20 protein-coding genes are annotated in these 23961 nt (G+C 42.7%); 3 read left to right on the top strand and 17 right to left on the bottom strand.

Annotation, left to right across the window (positions count from 1 at the left end; genetic code table 11):
• Positions 1 to 13: 13 nt before the first annotated feature.
• Together JNUCC41_RS08650 and JNUCC41_RS08655 are read right to left on the bottom strand one after the other, a co-directional pair.
• A complete protein-coding gene (locus JNUCC41_RS08650; RefSeq protein ID WP_192207335.1) occupies positions 14 to 769 on the bottom strand; it encodes a threonine/serine exporter family protein in 756 nt (251 codons plus the stop codon).
• 283 nt (positions 770 to 1052) lie between these two features.
• On the bottom strand, positions 1053 to 1859 hold the full coding sequence (locus JNUCC41_RS08655) for an alpha/beta fold hydrolase (protein ID WP_192207336.1): 807 nt from the start codon (positions 1857 to 1859) through the stop codon (positions 1053 to 1055).
• A gap of 161 nt (positions 1860 to 2020) precedes the next feature.
• On the opposite strand from JNUCC41_RS08655, the gene JNUCC41_RS08660 reads away from it, so the two are divergent.
• Together JNUCC41_RS08660 and JNUCC41_RS08665 are read left to right on the top strand one after the other, a co-directional pair.
• Entirely contained in the window at positions 2021 to 3283 is a 1263-nt protein-coding gene (locus tag JNUCC41_RS08660; RefSeq protein ID WP_192207337.1) for a dicarboxylate/amino acid:cation symporter, read from the top strand.
• 135 nt (positions 3284 to 3418) lie between these two features.
• Positions 3419 to 4090 carry a lysoplasmalogenase gene (locus JNUCC41_RS08665; protein WP_192207338.1) on the top strand — a complete coding sequence of 224 codons (672 nt, stop codon included), beginning with the start codon at positions 3419 to 3421 and terminating at the stop codon, positions 4088 to 4090.
• Between the two features lie 86 nt (positions 4091 to 4176).
• On the opposite strand, the gene JNUCC41_RS08670 is transcribed toward JNUCC41_RS08665, so the two are convergent.
• From JNUCC41_RS08670 to JNUCC41_RS08680, 3 genes are all read right to left on the bottom strand, one after another.
• Positions 4177 to 5376, bottom strand: a complete 1200-nt coding sequence (locus tag JNUCC41_RS08670) for a class I SAM-dependent rRNA methyltransferase (RefSeq protein ID WP_192207339.1) — start codon at positions 5374 to 5376, stop codon at positions 4177 to 4179.
• Between the two features lie 109 nt (positions 5377 to 5485).
• A complete protein-coding gene (locus tag JNUCC41_RS08675) occupies positions 5486 to 6478 on the bottom strand; it encodes a PTS sugar transporter subunit IIC (protein ID WP_192208104.1) in 993 nt (330 codons plus the stop codon).
• Positions 6479 to 6882: 404 nt separating this feature from the next.
• Positions 6883 to 7785, bottom strand: a complete 903-nt coding sequence (locus JNUCC41_RS08680; RefSeq protein ID WP_192207340.1) for a glutamate biosynthesis transcriptional regulator GltC — start codon at positions 7783 to 7785, stop codon at positions 6883 to 6885.
• A gap of 156 nt (positions 7786 to 7941) precedes the next feature.
• On the opposite strand from JNUCC41_RS08680, the gene gdhA reads away from it, so the two are divergent.
• Entirely contained in the window at positions 7942 to 9324 is a 1383-nt protein-coding gene (gdhA, locus tag JNUCC41_RS08685) for an NADP-specific glutamate dehydrogenase (RefSeq protein ID WP_192207341.1), read from the top strand.
• A gap of 203 nt (positions 9325 to 9527) precedes the next feature.
• Here gdhA and rbsB read toward each other — a convergent pair whose 3' ends face one another.
• The 12 genes from rbsB to JNUCC41_RS08745 form a co-directional block, all read right to left on the bottom strand.
• On the bottom strand, positions 9528 to 10448 hold the full coding sequence (rbsB, locus tag JNUCC41_RS08690) for a ribose ABC transporter substrate-binding protein RbsB (RefSeq protein WP_192207342.1): 921 nt from the start codon (positions 10446 to 10448) through the stop codon (positions 9528 to 9530).
• Positions 10449 to 10463: 15 nt separating this feature from the next.
• The gene (locus JNUCC41_RS08695; RefSeq protein WP_192207343.1) at positions 10464 to 11408 is read right to left on the bottom strand and encodes an ABC transporter permease; all 945 of its coding nucleotides are present in this window, start codon (positions 11406 to 11408) and stop codon (positions 10464 to 10466) included.
• Between the two features lies 1 nt (position 11409).
• Positions 11410 to 12891 (bottom strand): sugar ABC transporter ATP-binding protein, encoded by a 1482-nt coding sequence (locus JNUCC41_RS08700; protein WP_192207344.1) that lies wholly within the window; start codon positions 12889 to 12891, stop codon positions 11410 to 11412.
• An 18-nt stretch (positions 12892 to 12909) separates the two neighbouring features.
• A complete protein-coding gene (rbsD, locus tag JNUCC41_RS08705; protein WP_034316088.1) occupies positions 12910 to 13302 on the bottom strand; it encodes a D-ribose pyranase in 393 nt (130 codons plus the stop codon).
• Entirely contained in the window at positions 13299 to 14183 is an 885-nt protein-coding gene (gene rbsK / locus JNUCC41_RS08710; RefSeq protein WP_192207345.1) for a ribokinase, read from the bottom strand. Before rbsK ends, rbsD begins: the two co-directional genes overlap by 4 nt.
• Complete coding sequence (locus JNUCC41_RS08715; RefSeq protein WP_192207346.1) at positions 14180 to 15166, bottom strand: LacI family DNA-binding transcriptional regulator; 987 nt, start codon at positions 15164 to 15166, stop codon at positions 14180 to 14182. The genes rbsK and JNUCC41_RS08715 overlap by 4 nt, the downstream gene beginning before the upstream one ends.
• A gap of 335 nt (positions 15167 to 15501) precedes the next feature.
• Positions 15502 to 17313, bottom strand: coding sequence for an IucA/IucC family protein (locus tag JNUCC41_RS08720; RefSeq protein WP_192207347.1), 1812 nt, complete (start codon positions 17311 to 17313; stop codon positions 15502 to 15504).
• A 22-nt stretch (positions 17314 to 17335) separates the two neighbouring features.
• Positions 17336 to 18664: a lysine N(6)-hydroxylase/L-ornithine N(5)-oxygenase family protein gene (locus JNUCC41_RS08725; protein WP_192207348.1), complete on the bottom strand. Its 1329-nt coding sequence runs from the start codon at positions 18662 to 18664 to the stop codon at positions 17336 to 17338.
• Positions 18639 to 19223, bottom strand: a complete 585-nt coding sequence (locus JNUCC41_RS08730; RefSeq protein ID WP_228467583.1) for a GNAT family N-acetyltransferase — start codon at positions 19221 to 19223, stop codon at positions 18639 to 18641. The genes JNUCC41_RS08725 and JNUCC41_RS08730 overlap by 26 nt, the downstream gene beginning before the upstream one ends.
• Positions 19213 to 21015, bottom strand: coding sequence for an IucA/IucC family protein (locus tag JNUCC41_RS08735; RefSeq protein ID WP_192207349.1), 1803 nt, complete (start codon positions 21013 to 21015; stop codon positions 19213 to 19215). The genes JNUCC41_RS08730 and JNUCC41_RS08735 overlap by 11 nt, the downstream gene beginning before the upstream one ends.
• Before the next feature lie 2 nt (positions 21016 to 21017).
• Positions 21018 to 22526 (bottom strand): pyridoxal phosphate-dependent decarboxylase family protein, encoded by a 1509-nt coding sequence (locus tag JNUCC41_RS08740; RefSeq protein WP_228467584.1) that lies wholly within the window; start codon positions 22524 to 22526, stop codon positions 21018 to 21020.
• Between the two features lie 7 nt (positions 22527 to 22533).
• Complete coding sequence (locus JNUCC41_RS08745; protein ID WP_192207350.1) at positions 22534 to 23886, bottom strand: aspartate aminotransferase family protein; 1353 nt, start codon at positions 23884 to 23886, stop codon at positions 22534 to 22536.
• Positions 23887 to 23961 lie beyond the last annotated feature (75 nt).

Raw genomic sequence — 23961 nt, forward strand, 5'->3', positions numbered from 1 at the left:
ACCTCCCCTTAAATCATAAGAAAACAAACGCAGCCGATATTCCTGCCCCAATGGCTAAAGCAGTCAAACCTGCATCAACACCCTTGGATAGGCCCGAAACCAAATGTCCTGCAATTAAATCCCTTGCTGCATTCGTAATTAACAGCCCTGGCACAAGCGGCATCACCGCTCCAATGATTATCTTGTCCAAATGACTTCCGACTCCAATCTGGACAAAGAACATAGCTGCTAGACCTACGACTAATGAGGCGATGAATTCAGCAAAAAAACGAACTTCCAGTAACCGGTGCAAATAAAACAGGCATGAGAAACCCATTCCTCCAGCTATACAGGACCAGATGAAATCATTCCACTGGCCTTGGAACATGATTAAAAAGCAGCCGCTCGATATAAACGCAGCAAAGACCTGTACCCACATGGGATACCCCATCCCTGCCTTTTCGATTTGTTTTAACTGTAAATAAGCTTCCTCCGGTGTCATTTCCTTGCTGGAAATGCTTCGGGATATACTGTTGACCAGCGTCACCTTATGTAAATCTGTAGATCGTTGGGAAACTCGAATTAATTTTGAAGCCGGGTGCATGCCATCCAGCGAAAAAATAATTCCTGTAGGGGTCGAAAAACTATGTGAGTCACCGCATCCAAACGCTGCAGCGATTCTTACCATCGTATCTTCCACCCGTGAAGTTTCCGCTCCGTTCTGAAGCATGATTTTTCCCGCAAGTAAACATACATCTATAATTTCATTGTATAGTAAACGTTCATCCATTTTATCCTCTCCATCACTTCCTGCATGAGTTTCCCTCTATAACAGATAACGATCATACCAAGTTAAATCCACCTCATAATAGCCCAATTCCCGTGAAAAGGATATAAAAATATTACCTATTTAATTTATCAATTCCATTAACCGCCACTTCAGACTTCCTTAGTACCAGTATTCCCCTTATTTCTTGCCGAAACCGTTTAGTTAACAGAAAGATTCATTTATAACCATAAATAAAAGGAGTGCGGGCACGAACCCTGCATCCCCTTTTTCCCGTCCAGTATGACTATACGCCCTTTTGAATGAAGCAATCCACGGTTTCATTAAACAAATCGCTTTCTTCCATAAATGGACAATGGCAACTATCTTCAAAGATTACTAGTTTGGAATTCGGAATATTTTCATGCAAATGTTCCCCTGCTGCAACAGGAATTACTTTTTCATGCCTTCCAAAACAGAGAAGTGTCGGAATATTGATTTTTGGCAAGAATTCACGATAGTCTACAATCGATTGGTCAAATAGAATGCTACTGGCAATGGATTCCGGCATTTTGGTCACTTCCCTAAGCATCCAGCTTGCATCCCCTACAGATAATTCATTGTTGAACATGGAAGCAAGGAAGCTTTGTAAAAATGGGGCACGATTCGTTTGAATTTCAGTCATGAAGGCAATCAACGTGTCCATATCAAATGCACCGATATTAAAATCGTGCCACTTAAAATCAGAGGCCAATTCATCCACAATCACGGTTGAATGAATATTTCCCTCACCGAATTGCTTAAGATAATCCCAGACGACAAATGCCCCCATGGACCAGCCTACAAGTATGACATCCTTTAACCCCAGTTTACCTATGAATGCATGAAGATCTTTTGCATAAACGGAGACCGTATTTCCGTAATGTACATGGTTTGACTGACCATGGCTTCTTAAATCAAGTAAGATTGTTCTATATTTCTCTGAAAAGTACGGAAGCTGCCTTTTAAAGAACCGGCTGCTCATCCACACACCATGGATAAAAATAACCGGTCTTCCCTGGCCCTTTTCTTCATAAAACAACCGAACGCCCTCTTCCACCTCAATAAATGCCATTCCATCCCTCCTCCACGATATTTTCAAATCCATTCCCTATTATTTATTGCGTTTCATCTTTTAACATTCCTTCCTATAAAAATATATTGTCAAACCTGATTTTAGAGTTGATAATGAAGTATATTTTATTGATATCTTCATCCTGAAAGGACGGAAATTTAATGAAGAGCTTTATCAAAAACTATCGATCCTCTTTAATATTACTGACTGCCATTATTATCGGTGGGATAGCTGGCGTGGTTTTCGGGGAAAAAACCTCGGTCTTACAGCCGCTAGGGGACTTATTCTTAAATCTGATGTTCACGATCATCGTGCCATTGGTATTTTTCAGCATTGCTTCAGCGATTGCCAATATGAGCGGAATGAAGCGTCTCGGAAAAATCATGGGAAGCATCGTTCTCGTTTTCCTGACAACAGCCGCTTTAGCTGCCGTCATTGGATTTATTGGGACAACCATCGTAAATCCGTTGGAAGGCACGGATACGACAGCCATTAAGGAACTGATGGAAAACAGTTCCCCTGAAGAGACCATCGAAGAAGTTTCTTTCTTCAGTCAGCTGGTCAACACTGTAACCGTTTCCGATTTCCCGGAACTGTTCTCTAGAAGCAATATGCTTCAGCTTATCGTTTTCTCGGTATTAATCGGACTTTCCACTGCACTGGTCGGGGAGAAAGCAAGACCGATTACCGAGTTTTTGACAGCGGGTACAGCTGTCATGATGAAGGTCGTCAAAATCGTCATGTACTATGCTCCAATTGGACTTGGTGCTTATTTTGCGGCGATAATCGGGCAGCTTGGGCCGCAGATTTTAGAAGGCTACGCTCGCACTTTCATTCTTTATCTAGTCTTGGCCTTGATTTATTATTTCGGCTTCTTCACTTTGTATGCCTTTATCGCAGGCGGGAAAGATGGAGTTAAACTATTTTGGAAAAACGCCCTGACACCATCCATTACAGCCATTGCAACTTGTTCTAGTGCCGCATCCATTCCAGTCAATCTGGAATCAGTCAAGAAAATGGGCGTGCCTAAGGATATAGCGGAGACTGTCATCCCACTCGGAGCCAACACTCATAAAGATGGTTCGGTATTCGGCGGGGTATTGAAAATCGTTTTCCTTTTCAGCTTATTTGGAAAAGATATGACAAGCATATCAAGCATTTTAAGTATACTGGCTGTTGCCTTTTTGGTTGGAGCCGTTATGGGTGCCATTCCTGGGGGCGGCATGATTGGGGAAATGCTGATTCTGAGTGTATTCGGCTTCCCTGTTGAAGTCCTGCCGATCATTGCCGTTATATCCACGATCATCGATGCTCCTGCCACACTGCTTAACTCAACAGGAAACACCGTTTGTGCCATGCTTGTCACAAGGCTAGTTGAGGGAAAAAAATGGTTAAAACAAGCATTCATTAAAGAAGCTGTATGATTCTTATAACTGACTGGCTCCTGGTTAAAACAGGAGCCAGTTTTTTCATTTTTTCGACTTTCTTTCAAACAGTACTTTAATTGACAAGGGGTTCCTATCCCTTACATAGAATTAAAGACTGAAGGAGGGATTTGAATGTTAATGAAATGTTTACCTGCCGCAATCCTTATCACGGGACTATTATATATTTTTTTTATACCGGAAGAGCCTTTAATCATTAAAATCATGTTCAAGGTCATTCCCATGTTATTAATTTTGCTCTACGCCTTCACAAATGTGGGAAGACGGGATCGATACCAATCCTTCATACTTCTTGGTCTATTCTTTTGCATGCTTGGAGATGCTTTGTTAATCTGGTTCGTCATCGGGCTTTGTGCCTTCTTGATCGGCCACCTTTTCTATATTTCAGCATTCTTTAGACTGTGGAACTTTTCATGGCTCCGATTTGCTGTGATTCTTCCGATTAGCATTTACTCCACTTGGATTGGACGTGAAATTGTACATTCGTTAATCGAAAAAGGTGAACATGACCTCATCATCCCTGTAATCTGTTATGTAACGGTCATCTCTCTCATGGGCTGGGCGGCATTCATGACCGGCAATGCGGCCGTCATCATCGGCGGGGTCCTGTTCGTGATTTCCGACTCCATTTTATCTTGGAACAAATTCATCGATGATGTTGCCTATTCTGGACCACTGATCATGCTTACCTACTATGCAGCCCAGTTTTGCATCGCTAACAGCATTCGCATGAAACCTTCTTTCCAGTTATCGAAAGATTTGCAAAGTGAACGGCCAAACCTTTGAACCCCGAATACCCGTTCGTTTCACATGAAACAATTTTTCATTAAAAAAGGCATCCACAGCTCTAATGGAACTGTGGACACCCTTTTTCAACCTTTAATTTTCTTAATGAAGACTACTTTTAAATAATCGCCTTCCTTATATTCCCTGCTTGTTTTAAAATCAGCCGGTAATGAGAATTGTTCCATGATCTCATACTTTCCATTCATTTCCTTGAAAGCAACATCAATGAAGCTCTTGAATTTTTTCATGTCGAACGTACTGCAATTAGTTGAGGCGATAATGATCCCATTGTCTTCCGTAATGGAAATGGTATCCTTCAATAGATTCGTATAGTCTTTCCCGGCACTAAAAGTAAACTTCTTCGATTTGGCAAAGCTGGGCGGATCAAGGATGACCATTTCAAATTTCAAAGCTTTCTTCACCGCATATTTAAAATACTTGAAAACATCCATCACCACGATATTGTGAGCTTCAGGATCTATGCCATTCACACTGAACTGCTCGATCGTCTTTGGTAAACTGCGATTCGCCAGGTCGACACTCGTTGTTTTAACTGCACCGCCTAAAGCGGCAAACACGGAGAATGCCCCCGTATAGGAGAACATATTCAACACCGTTTTCCCTTTTGAATATTCATCCCGGATTTTCTTTCTGACATCGCGTTGATCAAGGAAGACACCGACCATTGCCCCATCATTCAGATAAACAGCGAAGTGGACTCCATTTTCCTTTACAAGAAGCGGAAATGCCGGCTGTTCGCCCATGACAAAATCGTCTTCATCCACGTACTGCCCCTTTGTATCAAAGCGTTTCTTCTGATAAATCGATTTAACCTCGACCGTTTCCTGCAATGCCTTAATGATGTAGTCTTTAAAGGAATATATTCCCTTGCTATACCAGCTAATGACATAGTGACCATCATAATGATCAATGATTAAACCACCAATTCCGTCACCTTCCCCATTAAACAAGCGGAAAGCGGTAGTCTCCCCATCTTCAAAAAATGACTTTCGGAATTCGCATGCTGCCTGGATTTTGCCGGTAAAGAAGGCTTGATCAATCTTTTCATCTTCTCTTTGGGTCAATACCCAGCCATAGCCCTTATTCTGTTTACCATAATATCCTTTTGCCAGAAACCGGTTGTTTTCATCCACCAAATGCACCAATGACCCCTCTTCCCTAAGGTCATTAAGGTTGGCTATCGACTCTTTAACAATCAAGGGAAAACCCTTGGCGATTTTACTCACGAACTTAGCTTTCACTTTTATATCTATTTCTTTTCCCATATTTATCATCCTATCTATGCATATGCTTTCCTCCCCATTTTACCCTAATCCCTTTATAAATAAAAACCAGCCCGGTTCCTTAACCAGGCTGGTTTCTAGAAAACTTTGATTATGAAACTTCCAAATGAAGATCTCCTGGCTTAACTTTACCCATCATCTTCAATACCCGATGCAATGCAAGTGTGATTAAAGCTGGCAATACCATACCCACTGCCACATAAACCAGGAACGTGTACAACCCCTGACCAGTTATTATGGCAATCGGGGCAATCATTGAACTTAACCCCATGCCTCCAAGCTCATACGGCACTTGAAAATCGAATGCCAAGGTAGCGATAGGCGCACAGATGATTGCAGCTACAAAAGGCGGAACGGCATATAATGGTTTCTTGATTAAGTTAGGAAATTGAACTTTTGGCGTAACGATCATCTGTGCCAGGAACCCGCCCATATCATTATCTTTATAAGACATGACAGTGAACCCTACAAACTGAACGGTACATCCGATTAGAGCTGCAGCACTGGAAACGGGATCTAATTGCAGAGCGATCGCCAGTGCAGCGGAAGACGCCGGTGTCATCAATAAAATGCTCCATACCAAGGCAATGACCATTGAACCGATTAAGGGAGAACCTTCGACCGCAGCGGTGGTTTGGCTGCTTATCCATGTTAGGAGCGGAGTGGTGACAAGAGCCAGGCCATATCCCGAAACTCCACCGACAAGAACTGCTCCCATTGGGATGGCCATGATGTCCAACTTCGTTTTGCCGATTAGGCGCTTACCTATATATGTTGCAATTACTGCTGCCAAGACAGCACTTAGCGGCTGACCCGTAACAATCGTGAAAGCACCCTCAGCAGTTCTGTGAATGGCAGCACCCCCAACAGTACTTGAAGCCATGGCGCTAAAGATAATTAATGAATTTCCACCTAGCTGATATGCGATGCCTGCTCCTAAAGCCGGTGCCAGCAAGACCTTTGCGGCCCCGCCTATTGCCAGGAAGACCTCCCAATCTAAATATCCCCCTATGGATTCAAACAATAACCCGATCCCTAATGTAACCAAAACAGCGTTGGCTATCCCTGTCGATGCCTTGTACATTCGATCGCTGAAGTATTCTTTCCTGCTCACTATATCTCCACTCCTTATTAATTATCAAAATATTCAATTTTGTAAAATGCAAAAAAAATAAAGGTCTTCATTTTAAAAGCCTATTAAGTATATCGCACCGCTTCCTATAACGTCTGCTCGTATAATAACATGAATTTTCTGATAATGTAAGAAGTATTTTATTCTAATAAAATAAAAGCGTTTTCAAAAATAAAGGTTTAACCCATTATTATACAAGAAAATACTAATATTATATTATCCCAAAATAGATTTTCCTTTTTTAGGATGTGCTACATGGAAGATATTTCGAGACATTTGCGACAAAAAAAAAGAACCCGATTCAAGGATTCTCTCACTAGCTGGATATCTCGCTCTAATAGAGACCCACCTTATTCTTATTGAAAACCTTCCAATGTTGCAAAAGTGTCCTTCAAAAATTGGTAAAACAATTTCTCCGTTGGCATAAGTTCCCTATCAGTTGGAACGATGACCCCTACAGCCCTGGTTACCGACGGTTCCTCCAGCGGCAATTTAACCGTAAAACGTGGCAAGCTATCAATCAAGGAAATCTCAGGTATCAAGGTTATACCCAACCCTGCCCCCACCAGGCCTTTTATAGCATCAGTATCTTTTCCTTCAAATGCCACTTCCGGTTCAAAGCCATGAAGTTTGCAAGCTTTCATGACAAGATCCCTTAAAACATAGCCCTTTGGAGATAGGATGAACGGATTTCCTTTAAGCTCATTCAAGCATAGTGATTTCTTCAAGGCCAAAGGATGACTTTCTGGTAAAAGGGCAACTAAGTTCTCAATAAATAGCGTTTCACCTTTGATTTTCTTTTCATTCGTCGGCAGAGGACCGATCAAGGCCATGTTAATATTACCTTTTATTACCGAATCTATCAGGTATCGATATGAGCCTTGTTTCAAAGTGAACTTTGCCTGCGGATAACTTTCCCTGAATTCGGAAATGACCCTTGGCAATACATAAGAAGCCAAACTGCTGGGAAAGCCAATGCGGATTGTCCCTTTTTCTGGATCCAGACTTTCAGCCATCTCACGCTTGGCACGATCGATTATATCCATAGCTTGTTCCATATTCATTAAAAATGTATGTCCTATAGGCGTCAATCTGATCTTTCGGCCTTCCCGGATAAATAGGGGCACACCTAATTCTTCTTCTAAATTGTAGATTTGACGACTGACTGCCGACTGGGCAACATGCAAGTTCACCGCTGCTTCCGTCATATGTTCACGCTTTGCCACTTCAATGAAATATTCGATTTGCCTTAATTCCACTCTAAGCTCCCTCTTCCATATCAAAACAGCATGTTACTTATCTAATATTCAGATTGTTTGTTTTATTTTTAAATTATATCATGAAAGTATCGTATAAAGACTGATATCTTATTCAATTGTATTTTAAGAATAAATTACCTTAAGGGAGAGAGAACAATGACCACTTCACAAGAAGTCGAGCATACGGAATTACAAGTTGCCAAAGAGTTCGTAAGTCAAGTATATGCACAGGTGAAGGAGCGCAATCCCCACGAAAGTGAGTTCCATCAAGCCGTAAAAGAGATATTCCTTTCATTGGTCCCCGTTTTTGCAAAACATCCTGAATATATGAAAAGCGGAATATTGGAGAGGCTGGTTGAACCCGAAAGAATGATCACCTTCCGTGTTTCATGGGTTGATGACCTGGGAAATGTTCAAGTCAACCGTGGTTTTCGTGTACAATTCAACAGTGCAATCGGGCCATTCAAAGGCGGTCTTCGATTCCATCCCACTGTCAATTCCAGCATCATTAAGTTTCTTGGTTTCGAGCAAATCTTTAAAAACTCTCTTACTGGCCAGCCGATCGGTGGGGGAAAAGGCGGATCGGACTTCGATCCTAAAGGAAAATCGGACGCGGAAATCATGCGTTTTTGCCAAAGTTTCATGACAGAACTAGCTCGCTATATCGGACCTGATACAGATGTACCGGCTGGAGATATCGGAGTCGGTGCAAGGGAGATCGGTTACCTGTTCGGTCAGTATAAAAAGATGCAAGGCAGCTACCATGCTGGTGTCTTAACCGGTAAAGGCATAAGTTACGGCGGAAGTTTGGCCCGTACAGAAGCGACTGGTTATGGAACGGTTTACTTCGTCGAAGAAATGCTAAAAGACAAAGGGTTACAATTCCATGGCAGCACTGTCGTTATCTCCGGATCTGGCAATGTATCCATTTATGCCATTGAAAAAGCTACACAGCTAGGCGCAAAAGTTGTTGCATGCAGCGACTCCAATGGCTATATATATGATGAAAATGGTCTGAACCTTGACACAGTTCGACGTCTAAAAGAAGTGGAACGAAAACGTTTGAGCGAGTATGTCGATGCGCACCCGGAAGCCGTATACCATGAAGGAAGCTATGGCATTTGGTCTGTACCATGTGACATCGCACTGCCTTGTGCCACACAAAATGAAATCGATGAAGAAGCAGCAAAATTACTGGTCAAAAACAATGTGAAGGCAGTTGGTGAGGGTGCTAATATGCCCTCAACCCTCGAGGCCATTGATGTATTCCTTAATAACGGCATCCTTTTTGGACCAGCAAAAGCGGCCAATGCAGGCGGCGTTGCCGTGTCTGCACTTGAAATGGCCCAAAACAGTGCCAGAATGCCTTGGACTTTTGAAGATGTCGATGCCAAGCTGCACGAGATCATGAAAAACATCTATAAAAATAGTGTAGAGGCCGCAGAGGCATATGGTGTGCCTGGCAACTTAGTTGTCGGGGCCAATATTGCCGGATTCCTTAAAGTGGCGGATGCGATGCTGACTCAAGGTATACTCTAGCAATCAGTTGATTTAGGAGGCGGTTCCGACAAGGACCGCCTTACTTTTGTAAAAGAGCGTTTTCACTTTCTTATCCCACTCATTCATTTTAATTCAAGCTGGGTATCCACAATTAGATAACATCAATTGGATTAAAAACATTTCTTTCTTACGACAAAAAAGAGTGCCGGAAAAGTTCCGGCACTCTTTTTGTTGAAAGACAATCATTCTTTTGTGACCAATTTCAATGGAACGGATATTGTGTCATCCACTTTGTCACCTTTTAGGATTTTTTCAGCCGCATTAACCGCTTCTTCACCGATAAGTGCCGGTTGTTGGGCGATTGTAGCTTTTAGTTCACCGTTTTCAACTGCTTTCAATGCATCATCATTTCCGTCAAAACCAACCACGATGATGTCTTTTCCTGCTGCCTTGATTGCTTCAATGGCTCCTAGTGCCATTTCATCATTATGGGCGAATACCGCTTGGATGTCTTTATTGCCTTGCAGGATATTTTCCATGACATTAAGCCCTTTTGTCCGGTCGAATTCCGCCGTTTGGCTTGTCAGGACATCTAACTGCTTGTCCGCAATATTGTGGAAACCTTTCCCGCGTTCACGAGTTGCGGATGCTCCGGATACCCCTTCAAGCTCCACTACTTTCGCTTTATCGCCAAGCTCCTTAACTAGATATTCTGCAGCCATTTCCCCGCCAGCCACATTGTCGGAAGCGATGAATGTTTCAATGTCACCTTCGTCTGAAGAGCGGTCAATCGTGATAACTGGAATGCCTGCTTCATTTGCTGATTGAACGGCTGAAGATATTGCCGCAGAGTCAGTAGGATTCACAAGAAGGACATCAACCTTTTGAAGAATTAAATCTTCAATTCCGCTAATTTGTTTTGCCGTATCATCTTGGGCGTCAACAACTGTGACTTTCATGCCTTTTTCTTTTGCTTCTTTTTCAATGCCATCTTTTAAGGAAACGAAGAATGGGTTGTTTAAAGTAGAGATGCTGACTCCGACTTTCACGTCTTTCATGGAGCCTTTCTTTTCTTTTTTATCATCCGATAAACCAGAGTCCATTGAACAGGCAGCCAAGACCATTAAAGAAAGAACCATGATAATTGATACTATTTTTTTCATTGATTACACCTCTTCTTATGATTTTTTACGGTCAAGTAAGACCGCGATTAATATAACTGCACCCTTTACCACTTGCTGGTAGAAAGAGGATACACCAAGTAAATTCATGCCGTTATTCAAGGTACCGATGATCAGGACACCCACCAGCGTACCGAACAACCGCCCTTTACCGCCTGAAAGGCTCGTTCCGCCTAGCACCACGGCTGCAATGGCATCCATTTCATAGGATTGGCCTGCAGTCGGCTGTGCCGAATTCAGACGGGATGTTAAAATGGCACCAGCGATTGCCGCCATCGTACCGGCCAGACCATATATGGCCACCTTGACTCGGTCAACTTTAATCCCTGAAATACGGGAAGCCTTTTCATTTCCCCCAATGGCATATGTTTTACGGCCAAAGGATGTTTTATGAAGCAGGAACCATAGGATCAAGAAAGCGATGACCATCACCACTGCCGGTACTGGAAGTCCCAGGAAGTAACCTCTCCCAAGCATCTGGAACATTTCAGAATCGCCGATTCCAGTAATCGGCTTTCCATCTGTATACACAAGCGTTAATCCCCGGAAAATCGTCATGGTTGCCAGTGTCACGATGAAAGGGGCCATTTTTCCCTTTGAAACGAGGATCCCATTGATTACACCCATTATTGCACCTAGTAGAATCCCTACTAGTATAGCTAAAATCGGATCTAATCCCGAGACCATCATACCAGCCATAAGTGCGCTGGATAGAGCTAAAATGGAACCGACGGACAAGTCGATGCCACCTGTCAATATGATAAAAGTCATTCCAAATGCAATAAGTGCATTGATGGAGGTTTGACGCAATAAATTCAAAATATTATTCGGTTCCATGAATGATGGATTTAAAACGGTTATTACGATAAATAAAAGTACCAGGGCGAGTAACGGACCAAATTTCTGCCAGATCCCGCTTTTCCCTGTAGCCTCAAGTTTCATCCTAGTTCCCTCCTGTCGCCAGAGCCATAATTTTTTCTTGTGTCGCTTCCTGCTTTAACAATTCCCCAGCAATTTCACCTTCGTGAACCACAAGGATTCTATCACTCATTCCAATGATTTCGGGAAGTTCTGACGAAACCATGATGATGGCTATGCCCCGCTCCGTCAATTCATTCATCAATTCATAAATTTCACGTTTCGCACCAACATCTATGCCCCGGGTCGGTTCATCCATGATTAAAACTTTAGGGGAAGTGCCGATCCACTTGGCTATTACCACCTTCTGTTGATTTCCTCCGGATAGATTGCCGATGACCGTTTCGGCAGAAGATGTCTTCACATGAAGTCGCTTAATCATCATTTCGGCAAAGTTCATCTCATCTTCCGTTTTTACGATTCCGCCAGGAGCAAAACTCTTGAGATTCGGCAAGCCGATATTTTCCCTTACAGAAAAGTCCAGGATCAACCCCTCTTCTTTACGATTTTCCGTAATGAAAGCCAGGCCGTGCCGAACTGCATCAGTTGGTTTTCGTATGGAAACTTTTTTGCCTTCAATGGTAATTTCACCACTGTCTATTTGATCGACACCAAATAGGGCGCGCATTATTTCTGTTCTGCCTGCTCCCATTAATCCGGCTACACCGACAATCTCACCTTGCCGAACCGAGAAATGGATATCTTCAAAAAGCCCCTTTTTAGTTAAACCTTTTACATCAAGGACTATGTCTCCAGCATTCGCTTCACGATGAGGAAACCGATCCTCCAGCTCCCGCCCGACCATTTTCTGAACGACTTCATCGAAATTCGTATCTGCAATTCTTTTCGTATCGACTGTTTTACCGTCACGCATTACGGTGATCCTGTCACAAATGGCGAATATTTCTTCCATTCGGTGAGAAATATAAACAAGCGATACTCCCTTTTTGGTAAGTCCCTTCATCACTTCAAAGAGCTTCTCTATTTCTCTATCAGTTAAAGCGGCTGTGGGCTCGTCCATGATGATGACTTCTGCATCCGTCATGAGCGCCTTGGCAATTTCAATCATTTGCTGTTCCCCGACAGAACAAAGTCCGGCTTCCTTATCAAAAGGAAGGGAAATATTAAGTGTTTTAAAAATCTCGTTTGCACGCGCTTTCATTTGCTTCGTCTTCAGGACACCGAAGGCATTCACCATTTCCCTGCCGATAAAGAGATTCTCAAGCACAGTCATTTCCGGCCAAATATTCAATTCCTGACGGATAAAGGCCATTCCCGCCTCTTCCGCTTCCTTTGAATCCTTGAATGAGGTTTCTTTACCGTTAATCTCAATCGTTCCTTGATCTTGTTTGTGCAGCCCGGTCAAAATGTTCATCAAGGTTGATTTCCCCGCTCCATTTTCCCCCATTAGTGCATGTACTTCCCCAGCCTCTAAAGAAAAATGAACACCTTCCAATACCTTGTTTTGACCAAATGCTTTATAAATATTGTGCATTTCGATTTGCATGCTCATCATCTCATTTCTTTAAAAGAATACTCCAGACTGCAATATGCAATTTGAATATGGCGTCGTCTCCCCGGTCCGGATTATTGCTTTCGCGTTACTTGTCAGCCTTTTAAAATCCTCATGGGAAACATATTCAATCGCTGCTCCGAATTGCTGCTCCATGTATTGATGCTGTTCCGGGTTTTTAACCTTCACTTCTGTGGCAGCGATAACTTTTTCAACAACCATATCTTCGTGAACCGCCCGGACGACATCTTGAAATGATGGTGTTCCAGGCGTCAATGCTAAGTCTATCTTGCAAACTCCCGGAGGTACCGGCAGCCCGGCATCACCTACGACAATATAATCGGTATGACCAAGGTCAACCAGGACCTTGGCTATTGAACTGTTGATGATTCCTTGTCGTTTCATGCTTCAAAGCCCCTCTCGACCTCTAATCTTTGCGGCATGCCACCTTGAGCGCCTAACTTCGTCACGGAAATGGAGGCCGCCCGGTTCGCAAATGACAAACATTCGTCAAAACTTTTTCCTTCTGCAACCGCCACGGCAAAGGCAGCATTGAATGTATCCCCTGCGCCTGTTGTATCCACCGCTTCGACTTCAAAGCTTGGAACAACCTTTTCTTCATGTCCGTCAAAATAACGGACGCCATTTTTTCCTTCGGTAATGAATAATTTATTTGGATACTCAGTCAAGACTTTCGTTCTATCTCTCCCATTGAATAGAATCTCGAATTCATGTTCATTCGGAGTAAGGAATGACGCCTGCTGAATGACAGCCTCGCTTAGCTTGCGGGCGGGAGCTGGGTTCAATAGTAATCTCTTTTGAAGCCTGTTGCACATTTCAGCCAGATATTCCACGGTTTCCTCTGGTATTTCCTGCTGAACCATCACGATATCCGATTCCTCTATCACCTTTTTCGCCTTTTGTACATATTCGGGAGTAATGAAATCATTCGCACCTTTAACAACAATAATGCTGTTATCACCTTCCGAAAGGGTAATGTGTGCTGTCCCGGAAGCGGAACCTGTAACCGGTTCCACATACTCCGTATTTACATGATTTTTTTTCAGGTTTTCTAAGATGATCTCTCCATAGACATCATCCCCTACACATCCAACCATTGACACTTCTGCACCAAGACGTGCCGCTGCAACAGCCTGATTGGCTCCCTTTCCTCCAGGGACCGTGATAAATGACTCTCCTAAAACCGTTTCCCCGGCCATTGGCCTCTTAGTCGATGTCACCACTAAATCCATTGAAGAACTTCCCACTACTGCAATTCTAATCATGTCTTCTCCGCCTTCCTTCTCGTTGTTTGTCTCTCCACAAAAGAAACAGGGAGCTTTTTATGTGTTACTTCCATTTTTTCTTGATCGATCTTTTTAATTAGCATTTCTGCCGCTTGTGCCCCCATCTCATAGGCTGGCTGCCGAATTGTCGATAACGGTGGGTGCAATAACGCCGTGAAGGAGATATCATCATAGCCGATCAATTGTATGTCTTCCGGTATTCGTATTCCCCGTTTTAAAATCTCTTGAAGTGCGGCAGCGGCAACAATATCATTACAAGCAATGATTCCATCCGTTTCCGGATATTTCTCGAACAGCTGCTTCACGCAAGTTTGGCCGCCCTGAAGTGTTAGGGATGAATCCATGACTTGCACGTTCACTTTTGCTTGTTTTAATTCCTCCAGTGCTGCCATGTACCGTTCATATACAGGCTTTATTTCTACTGGCCCCCTAATGAGGACGATATTCGTACTGCCTCTATCCAGCAATACGCGTGCTGCCAGTTTACCGCCTGTTTTTTGATCGGAATAAACAGCTGGTAATTTCTCTCCCGTACGGTCGAGAAGGACTACTGGAATATCCAGATTATCGAAATTTTCATTGGCTTCTTCACTAGTGGAAGCAATCATGCCCACTACATTATTTTGCAGAAAAGTGTCAATATATTCTATTTCTTTATCTCTCTTTTCATCACTATTTCCAAAAATTAACCGATATCCAAATTGCTGCAGATAATCCTCGACACCTCTTGCCATTTCTGGGAAGAAGGGATTCGTAATGTCCGGCAAAATCAAACCAACCAATTTGGATTTACGTTTGTAAAGGGATCTTGCCACTTCATTCGGTTTATAATTTAATTTTTCAACAGCTGCCATGACCACCTTTTTTGTGTCCTCATGTGCATAACCACTGCCATTCATAACTCTGGAAACCGTTGCCACAGAAACCCCAGCTTCCTTTGCCACATCCCGAATAGTTGCCAATATATCACCCTCAATAATTTTGTGTAACCGTTTACACATAGCTTATCACCAAATTATATGAACGGCAAGCCCTATTCCGAAGATAATTTTTAGGTAATTCGAACCAAATAGGATAACATAATCTTATTTATGCGTATATTTTATTAACCATTACCGCTTTATAAACTTTATAACAAAGTTGATTGGAACAGGTGTACGAGACTCCTGCGGGAAAAGCGCGTCTGGGGAGACACCGCGGGCTCCGCCATGGAAATCGAGTGCCTGGAGCGGAAATCAACAGTCAATTTGTAAAAGCCAAAAGAAAACTGGCCCAAAAAGTCTGAGCCAGTTTAACTTTATAGCGTTTTTGCAGGTAACTTTTCATAAAGGGCATTATTCACATGCCCGAATTCAGATGCATGCGGACGGTCTTCACCATCGCTATATCCATATTGAAGCATCCGATTTCTATTCAGGCAGAGTTTCGTTAATTTTGGCGCAAAGAAATTGAAAGTATCGAAACGATCCTGTAACATAGGGAATTTTTTCTGATGCGTAAGGATTGTTTGAGCTACGCCTTCCCAAAAAGCATTCTCATCCAAAAGGGACCTCTTCATCAGGAGTGTTGACAAGTAACGGAAATGACAGATGAATAGTCCCGTGAAAATGAATTGAACCAGCCCCTCGGGAGTCTCACTTCTTAGTACTTTCCTTAAATCATCAGGAAGCTTGCTTAATTCAGGAAGCGGCCGATCACTGACGTTCACATCATCCACAAAATCCTTGATGGCCAAACGGTGAGGCTTGTAATCCTTCAAAACTAAAATGGTATTTTGACCATGCGGCGAGAAGACCAATCCATATTGATAGATAAAATGTAGTAATGGTGATAGGATGACGTCGAATAATTGAGCTGTCCAGGCTTCTGCAGTCAATCCCGATTTTTCAATAAGGCTTTCTACATATGGTTTCCCTTTGCTGTCCACATGTAAAAGGGACGCAAGCGTAATGGGCTTTTCGCCATCTTCCATATAAGTGTATATACTTTCTCTCCAAATTCCACCCAGCATCTCTAAATATTGATAGGGTACATTCTCTAGTTTGGAATAATACGGGTGATCAACATTTAAACTGGCCACTTCACCAGGAAGCACTACTTTGCATTGTTCTTTCAAGAATGAATCATTTTCATAAATGTTCTTTATATACGTTGTGATTTTTGGGGCAATGACCGTGCGTTCAGCTGGCAATCCACGGTAGACCAGCGTATTTAAAATGCTCATCGGCAGTTTGACGTGGTGTTTATCCTTATTCGATACATTAACGAATGTACGGATGGATTGTTGCGGCAGATACTTATCAGGACCATTTCCCAAAGCTACTATCAGCCCTTTGGCCAAGTCATCGGTAAAGTTCTGGATGATTACATTCTTCCACTGCCATTCGTGGACTGGGAGGTAGTAATAGTTTTCTGCGTTCAGCCCTTTTTCCGTCAATATCTTTGCAAATGATTTTTGGGTTTCCCCATCCAGTTCATTCTCCATCAATTGCTTATAGGATAACGTTTCGACTGAATTGAACTCACCCCTCGTTTTATGGACGGCAATCCAAGATAGCTGAACTTCCTTCTGGTTTTCTGGAGCGAACTTCAAATAATCATCATAACCGAAACCGATTCTTCCCTTATTATAAGCAATCCAAGGGTGACCGCTCATTTCTCCTTCAAGTAATGCATAATCCAGTTCGACTAAATCATCTGCATCTTGTTCAGGTTTGGATAGCAATTGGAGATCCGCAAGCAGCGTATGATGGAATTCCTTGATTAAATGTCCTGTAGTTTCTGCAGTCATCCCAATTAATGGCTGGATGTCTAAAATGAATTGAATGGCATCATTGGCCTGTGTAAAGCCTTCCTTTTCACATACCTGGATCGACTCGGCCTGTACTTCATAGCTGTCAAAAAGACGGGGCGATGCCAAAAATTGATAAGATTTCCCCTCATTTATTTTTAACTCATATAGGTTTCCCGTTGCATTTTCGTTCAGAATAGCTGGATGGATCATATCTTCATACATATACTCAGAAATCATCTTGGCCAGCAGGTTTTGGTTTACTATCGACCAATTGTTTTCTGAAACCGCCTGTTCCACCTCATTTATGAACTGCATATAATTCTCCCCTTCCCTTCTCTTAGTAAGCCATGACAGGTGTTTTTACACGGAATGACTGAAATGCACCCTTTGGCTCGGATGGATAAACTTCTTTACCTGCCAATTGATTGATGATAATCGAATTTCGGAATGCTCCCAAGCCTAGATCCGGAGCACCCACCCCATGTGTATGTATCTCGCCATTTTGAATGAAAAGGTGATTCAGTGTAGGGATGTCCGTTCCTACACGATAGTCTTTCGTTATTGCAAGACGCCCTAAATCATCGCGGACTAAATGGTCCTCCATGGTTTCAAGGAATGCTGGGAGGGTTGATTTATAGCCCGTTCCTAAAACGATTGCCTCTGTGTCCACATCAAATTCTCTATCTTCTACCCACTGTCGGCATTTCAAACTCCAGCCATCTTCGGCGGGGGTAACGGCCGCAACTTCCGTCATGGCCCGAAGTTCAATGGAAAGTTCGGCATTTCCAATCGATTTTTCATACATTTTGTCAAAAATTGCTGCAATTGTCGTAGCACTGATCCCTTTATACAATAAATCCTGTTTCGGCAGGATTTCATCCTTCTTTTCCTGTGGCAGCCGATAAAAGAAATCAAGGTAATCCGGAGTGAAGTATTCCAAACCGAGTTTAGAATATTCCATAGGGAAAAACCCCTTGGATCTTGTATACCAGTTTAGCTGGTAGCCATTTTCCTCCTGCTCATTTAGCAGATCCAGAAAGACCTCTGCTGCACTCTGTCCAGACCCGACAACCGTTATGGATTTTTTCTTTAAGATATTTGCTTTATTCCGTAAATAATCGGCCGAATGCAGGATGCTCTCTCCCATATATGGATGAAAGGCCGATGGAACAATCGGGGCGCTGCCAATTCCCATGACTACATGGCGGCTATAATAGACTTCGATCTTTTGTGTTTGTGCATCCCTTACACTGATTTGATAGCAGGGTTCACCTTGATCCCCTATATATTCAACCGCCTCCACCGCTTTTCCAAAACGGCAGCTATCAAGTTGATGGGCAGTCCAGCGGCAATAGTCGTTATATTCTTTTCGTGGAATCAAGAATTTTTCAAGAAAGTAGAAATGATAAAGCCGATCATGCCGCTGTAAATAATTCAGGTAACTATATGGGCTTGTCACATCTGCCATGCTAACTAGATCGGCAAAGAAAGGTACTTGTAAAGTTGTCCCTTCCAACAGCATCCCTTCATGCCAATTAAATTCCCGCTTTTTCTCAAAAAAGACGGCATTCAGCTCCGGGGTTTTCTCCAAAAGGGCCGCAAGTCCAAGGTTAAAGGGGCCTATCCCTATCCCTACCAGGTCATAAATAGATTGTTGCTTCTCCATACTTCCACTTCCTCTCGAAGTTCTCCCGTGTACATGACATAAGTAATGCTGTTTTATCAGGGAGCTCAATTTCTTTAATTGGGGTAAACCCGCACTTTTCAAATAAGTAAATCATCTTTGCATTTCGAATATCCGGTTCAGCCATCACTTTTTTTGTATTCGAAGAAAGCAATTGGTATTTCACCATTGCACGTAAAAATGGTAAAGCCAGTCCTTTTCCTAGATATTCCGGATCACCTATGAGTAAATGTATGCCTTGATCTCCCTCTTCGGATTCATAATAATCTTCGATGATATCGCCTTTTACCCAATACGATTCCCAATAGCTCATGGGAATGGAGTCCAGACAGCCTAAATGGAGTGTTTGATGTGTATCAGCCAATGCTTTTTTTAAATGAACGGCGAATTTTTCTTTTGTGAAATTCAAATTCCAGTAGGGTATCACATGACCTTCATGCATCCATTTATGCAATGTATCCAAATCCCTCTCAAATTCAACTTTGACAAATGAAAGCTGTTGATTGCGGTCCTTCAGCATTTCTTCATAACTATTTTTCATAGACGGCCATAACCCCCTGCGCGAACGGATTATCAATCGTTGTATAAACGGATTGTGTCTCTAATGAACCAACAAGCTCATCCATATCATGGAATCGTGTCAGTAAATTAGCCTTACACGATGATTCACGGGCATGAAGCAACTTTGAAACAACTCGTTTCATCCCTTCATCTTCGCTTTCCCTGCTGCATGTTTCCAGTTGTTCCTGAACGAGCTGTAACAGTTTGTTCTCTGATACTAATCCTTCCGTACCAAAATTATTGATTAAGCCTAATAAGTGATTAAAAAAGAAATAGTATTGCAGTCTTTCTTCAGCGACTTCATCAGAACAAATCGTGAAGCTTTTTTCACTTAGTTCAGGCAAGATCTTCAGCAGCCTGTCCACTTTGGACTCACAATAGTAATACCCTTGATTATCCCGATAGTAAAAAGTGGCTGGATAACCATCTTGAAGTTGAATGATGGAGTTTTGTTGATGGGCTTCCAAAACAATCCCATACTCTTCAAAAAGCCAAAGCATCGGTTTTAATGTCATTGACAGATAGGTTTTGAACCAATCCTTACTTACTTCTTCGGTACTGCGGTTTTCTTCGGCTGATAATTTGCGGATGATCGCTCCAAGCCTTGATGGTGCACCATAGGCATTATCCTGACATAAGCCGGCAAGCAGGCTTGCTTGTTTATCGTTTTCATAAAAAGGGTTTTCCCGGATATCGACATCGAATCCCGATTCTTGCTCGGTTGTTTTGATCGTTAGGTAAGCCGGGTCCTTGATGATACGGAAGGAGGGATGCCGTTCTTTTAGATCGTCGCCCACTTTAGAATCTATTAATTTAGCAATTTCCACACCGCGATCCAATTCTTTTTGCAGATTTGAACGTAAGGAATTAGTGATTTTAACCGGAACGGAAAATTTGTACATATATCTCGATGTGGCATTATATACCGTTCTAAAGGAAGAGGTGGCCGTGAATTTTTTCCCAAGCGGTCCTGCATAAACTAGTGTCCCTTGCTCGATCAGCCTCTTGACCTCTTCTTTTTCGATAAGCACTTTTGCCTGGAGCGGATGTGCCGGGATGATGATGAATTTGCTTTCCTTTTTGCAATACGTGCCTCTGAATTCACTGGAAATCTCCAAGTCACCGGCTAATTCCTGTTTAATGATCTCACTTGCCGATCGGACTTCACTGGAATCCTGGATGACAATCGAAGGTTCTGCCAGGAAGTAGTGCAGCTGAAACTCCCCTTTTAATTCGGGTGAATAGATCCATTCTTCCTTTTCTGAAATGCCCTGCTTGCTTTTCGGCGTCGGGTGGAACAGGTGCCCGAATAAAAGTGACTGCTCTGCTTCGATGTAGGTGAAATCAGGACTTTGAAGTGCATCAATGTCTTCCGTCCTTGCTTCAACATACCGTTGAATATTTTGGCTGCTTAGGATGACACGCAGCATCAATTCATCTTCACTATCGCTCCGGCCCTGCTCATTCAATAATTCTTTAGAAACGATCGAGACCATTGTCACGTAATCTAATTCATGTACTTGCTTGGATGCCGTCTGATAGTAAATCGGGAAGTTGAAAATATGACGCCCTGTTTCCGACCAATATTTAAGCGGAACAAGCAATGCAATATCTTGGGACATGAGCTTACTGACTACTAATGAATCCGGGGTCGCCCCATCCAAATTCGGCCAGTTTTTCGTTTCTTCTAAACTGAAATTTCCGGTTTCCCGGAAATAACAATTCAGAAAGCTTTGCATTGTCGCCCTTTCAGCTATTTGCTTACCATTCATCTTCATTCCTCCATTATCTTGAACATTTCACCTAATACTCGGATTTCGTCTAAAATTCCCTCTATGTGTTCAAGGCTTGTCATTGGATTCAATAGTGTCATTTTTAAATATACCTGTCCGTCAAAACGCGTTTTTGCTAAAAATGCCCGTCCGCTTTTCAGTAATTCTTGCTGAATCTGTTTATTTAATAGATTTACTAACTGATCACTTTCTCCCTCGGGATTATAACGGAATACAACCGCATTCAATTCAGGTTCTTTATTTAATACTGTGAACCCTTCCTGCTTATCGATCTTTGCTGCCACTTCACGTGCAAGATGACAAGTATAGTCGATCATTTCGGCAAAGGTATCCAGTCCAACGACCTTCAATGACATCCAGAGTTTCAGTGCGTCGAACCTTCTCGTCGTTTGAACCGATTTATTGACTAAGTGAACCATGCCCTCGGCTTCATCTTCCTGAGGATTCAAGTAATCGGCGTGATGCTGGATATATTGAAATGAGTTGCTGTCAGAGACAAGAAAAGCACCACAACTGATGGGTTGATAGAATAATTTGTGAAAATCAACCGTAATCGAGTCGGCCCGTTCCATTCCGCTGATTAACTCTTTGTAATCCTTACTTAAAATCATTGCGCCTCCATATGCGGCGTCCACATGCAGCCATATCCCATTCTTCCTTGCCGCTTCGGACAATTCGTGTAATGGATCGATTGAACCGAAATCCGTTGTTCCACAAGTTGCAACGATGGCAAATGGCAGTAAGCCCTGTTCCTCTAAAATCGACATTTGATGATTTAATTCATCTATGGACAGACGGTGATTTGAATCCGTTTTAATCGTGACTACAGCCTGTTCACCAAGCCCCAGCTGTGCCGCTGATTTACGGACCGTAAAGTGTGCAGCCTCGGAACATAAGATCCGCAATTTTTTCGCCTCGACTGGCAAACCTTGCTGCTGAACATCCACACCCCAGAAACGCTTACAATAAGCGTCCCTCGCCAATAGCAGTCCCATATAATTAGATTGGGTTCCACCGCTTGTGAAAATCCCATCCGCTTGTTCAGGTAACCCCACCTGGCTGCACAGCCAATCTATTAAACGCTCTTCAACGAAGGTGGCCGCCGAGCTTTGGTCCCATGAATCCATGGATTGATTCAACGTACCTATAATCATTTCGGCAGCCACGGCAGGTATTAATGTCGGGCAATGCAAATGTCCGATACAAGTGGGGCTGTGTACATTGATGCTGTCGTTAATAACAAACTCTGCCAACTCATCCGCTACTGCTTCCATTGTCTTCCCTTTTAGAGAAGCAAGGGACAGCTCGTTTAATCTTGCCTCGATTTCGTACGGTTTTTTCCCAGAGTATGGTAAATTGTTCCCTTTTAAAAAGTCCGTCAGCTTTTTTTCAATGATTTTTAATGACTGGCTATAGTTATTGAAACCTTCTTCGTTATTCAAGAACAATCGAGAATAAGCAAAATCCGTTTTATTTATCATTTCGATCATTGATCATTCACCCTCTTGCAACAGCTACACGAACAGCTTGTTCAAAAATTGCAGTGGCTTCGCGAAGCTGGGATTCCGTTACGATCAATGGAGGCAAGAACCTCACTACACTTCCATGTCTGCCGCCAACTTCCAGTATCAACCCTCTTTGAAAACACTCCTGTTGAATGGCACTGGCAAGTAGCGAATCAGCAGGATGGCTTCCATTCGCATTTTGCGGTTCTTCAGGATTGATCATTTCCACACCGACCATTAATCCCCGGCCCCTGACATCGCCGATCTGCTTAATATCTTTTTGCAAATCTTTAAGAATATCCTTTAAGATTTCTCCCATTTTAGCGGCATGCTCCACAAGATTCGTCTCTTTCATGTATTTTAAAGTAGCTGTTCCTGCTGCCATTGCCATTTGATTTCCGCGGAACGTACCGATATGTGCACCTGGTGACCATAGGTCAAGCTCTTTGTTATAAATCACCACCGATAATGGAAGACTTCCGCCTATTGCTTTGGATAGTACAAGAACATCCGGAATGATTCCTGCATGTTCAAAGGCAAACATTTTCCCTGTACGGCCGATACCTGATTGAACTTCGTCGATAATTAGGGGAATGCCCTTTTCTTTTGTTATTCTCCTGATTTCCTTAAGCCATGGAATTGGAGCTGGAATGGAGCCTCCCTCGCCTTGTACTGCCTCTAAAATCATTCCTGCAGGCGGCAATAATCCGGACTCAGGATCGTTCAATAGATTTTCGATATACTGGCTGCTGATTTTATGGCTTTCTTCTCCGCCTATTCCAAAGGGACAGCGATATTGATAAGGATACGGCAGGAATTGTACATCTGGGATTAACCCTTGTATTTTTTCCTTTGGCTTTGCATTGCCGCTGATTGACATGGTTGCATGCGTTGCCCCGTGGTAAGCCCCTTGGAAGGATAATATGCTTCTATTGCCTGTCGCTGTTTTTACCAGTTTAAGTGCTGCCTCAATGGCGTCTCCGCCAGTAGGACCACAGAATTGAATTTTTGCATTTTTCCTGAATTCCTCAGGCAGGCATTCAAAAATTTCATCGACGAACTGCTCTTTGATCGGCGTCGTAAAGTCCAAAGTATGCAAAGGGCGCTTGTCCTTAAGAATTTTTTCCATTGCCTCCAGCACTGCCGGATGATTGTGTCCCAGCGCTAATGTTCCAGCCCCCGCAAGAAAATCAATATATCGCTTTCCATCCATGTCTGTTAAGTAAATCCCCTCCGCTTGATCGATTGCCATGGGTAATCTTCTAGGATATGATCGGGCATTTGATTCCCTTGTATTTTGTTGTTCCAGTAATTGATCATTTTTTGTAAGCGTGTTAGTTACCATAGTGTACCTCCATATATTGAATTAATTGAGAATAATTATCATTATCATGGAATTCATTTTACTGATAATGATAAT

The sequence above is a fragment of the Brevibacillus sp. JNUCC-41 genome, from assembly GCF_014844095.1.
Taxonomy (GTDB): Bacteria; Bacillota; Bacilli; order Bacillales; family DSM-1321; genus Peribacillus; species Peribacillus aracenensis.

Coding starts and splice junctions, on each gene's coding strand:
- JNUCC41_RS08650 (WP_192207335.1), bottom strand. CDS start 769: ATGGATGAACGTTTACTATACAATGAAATTATAGATGTATGTTTACTT.
- JNUCC41_RS08655 (WP_192207336.1), bottom strand. CDS start 1,859: ATGGCATTTATTGAGGTGGAAGAGGGCGTTCGGTTGTTTTATGAAGAA.
- JNUCC41_RS08660 (WP_192207337.1), top strand. CDS start 2,021: ATGAAGAGCTTTATCAAAAACTATCGATCCTCTTTAATATTACTGACT.
- JNUCC41_RS08665 (WP_192207338.1), top strand. CDS start 3,419: ATGTTAATGAAATGTTTACCTGCCGCAATCCTTATCACGGGACTATTA.
- JNUCC41_RS08670 (WP_192207339.1), bottom strand. CDS start 5,376: ATGGGAAAAGAAATAGATATAAAAGTGAAAGCTAAGTTCGTGAGTAAA.
- JNUCC41_RS08675 (WP_192208104.1), bottom strand. CDS start 6,478: ATGTACAAGGCATCGACAGGGATAGCCAACGCTGTTTTGGTTACATTA.
- gdhA (WP_192207341.1), top strand. CDS start 7,942: ATGACCACTTCACAAGAAGTCGAGCATACGGAATTACAAGTTGCCAAA.
- rbsB (WP_192207342.1), bottom strand. CDS start 10,448: ATGAAAAAAATAGTATCAATTATCATGGTTCTTTCTTTAATGGTCTTG.
- JNUCC41_RS08695 (WP_192207343.1), bottom strand. CDS start 11,408: ATGAAACTTGAGGCTACAGGGAAAAGCGGGATCTGGCAGAAATTTGGT.
- JNUCC41_RS08700 (WP_192207344.1), bottom strand. CDS start 12,891: ATGCAAATCGAAATGCACAATATTTATAAAGCATTTGGTCAAAACAAG.
- rbsD (WP_034316088.1), bottom strand. CDS start 13,302: ATGAAACGACAAGGAATCATCAACAGTTCAATAGCCAAGGTCCTGGTT.
- rbsK (WP_192207345.1), bottom strand. CDS start 14,183: ATGATTAGAATTGCAGTAGTGGGAAGTTCTTCAATGGATTTAGTGGTG.
- JNUCC41_RS08720 (WP_192207347.1), bottom strand. CDS start 17,313: ATGCAGTTCATAAATGAGGTGGAACAGGCGGTTTCAGAAAACAATTGG.
- JNUCC41_RS08725 (WP_192207348.1), bottom strand. CDS start 18,664: ATGGAGAAGCAACAATCTATTTATGACCTGGTAGGGATAGGGATAGGC.
- JNUCC41_RS08730 (WP_228467583.1), bottom strand. CDS start 19,223: ATGAAAAATAGTTATGAAGAAATGCTGAAGGACCGCAATCAACAGCTT.
- JNUCC41_RS08735 (WP_192207349.1), bottom strand. CDS start 21,015: ATGAATGGTAAGCAAATAGCTGAAAGGGCGACAATGCAAAGCTTTCTG.
- JNUCC41_RS08740 (WP_228467584.1), bottom strand. CDS start 22,526: ATGATCGAAATGATAAATAAAACGGATTTTGCTTATTCTCGATTGTTC.
- JNUCC41_RS08745 (WP_192207350.1), bottom strand. CDS start 23,886: ATGGTAACTAACACGCTTACAAAAAATGATCAATTACTGGAACAACAA.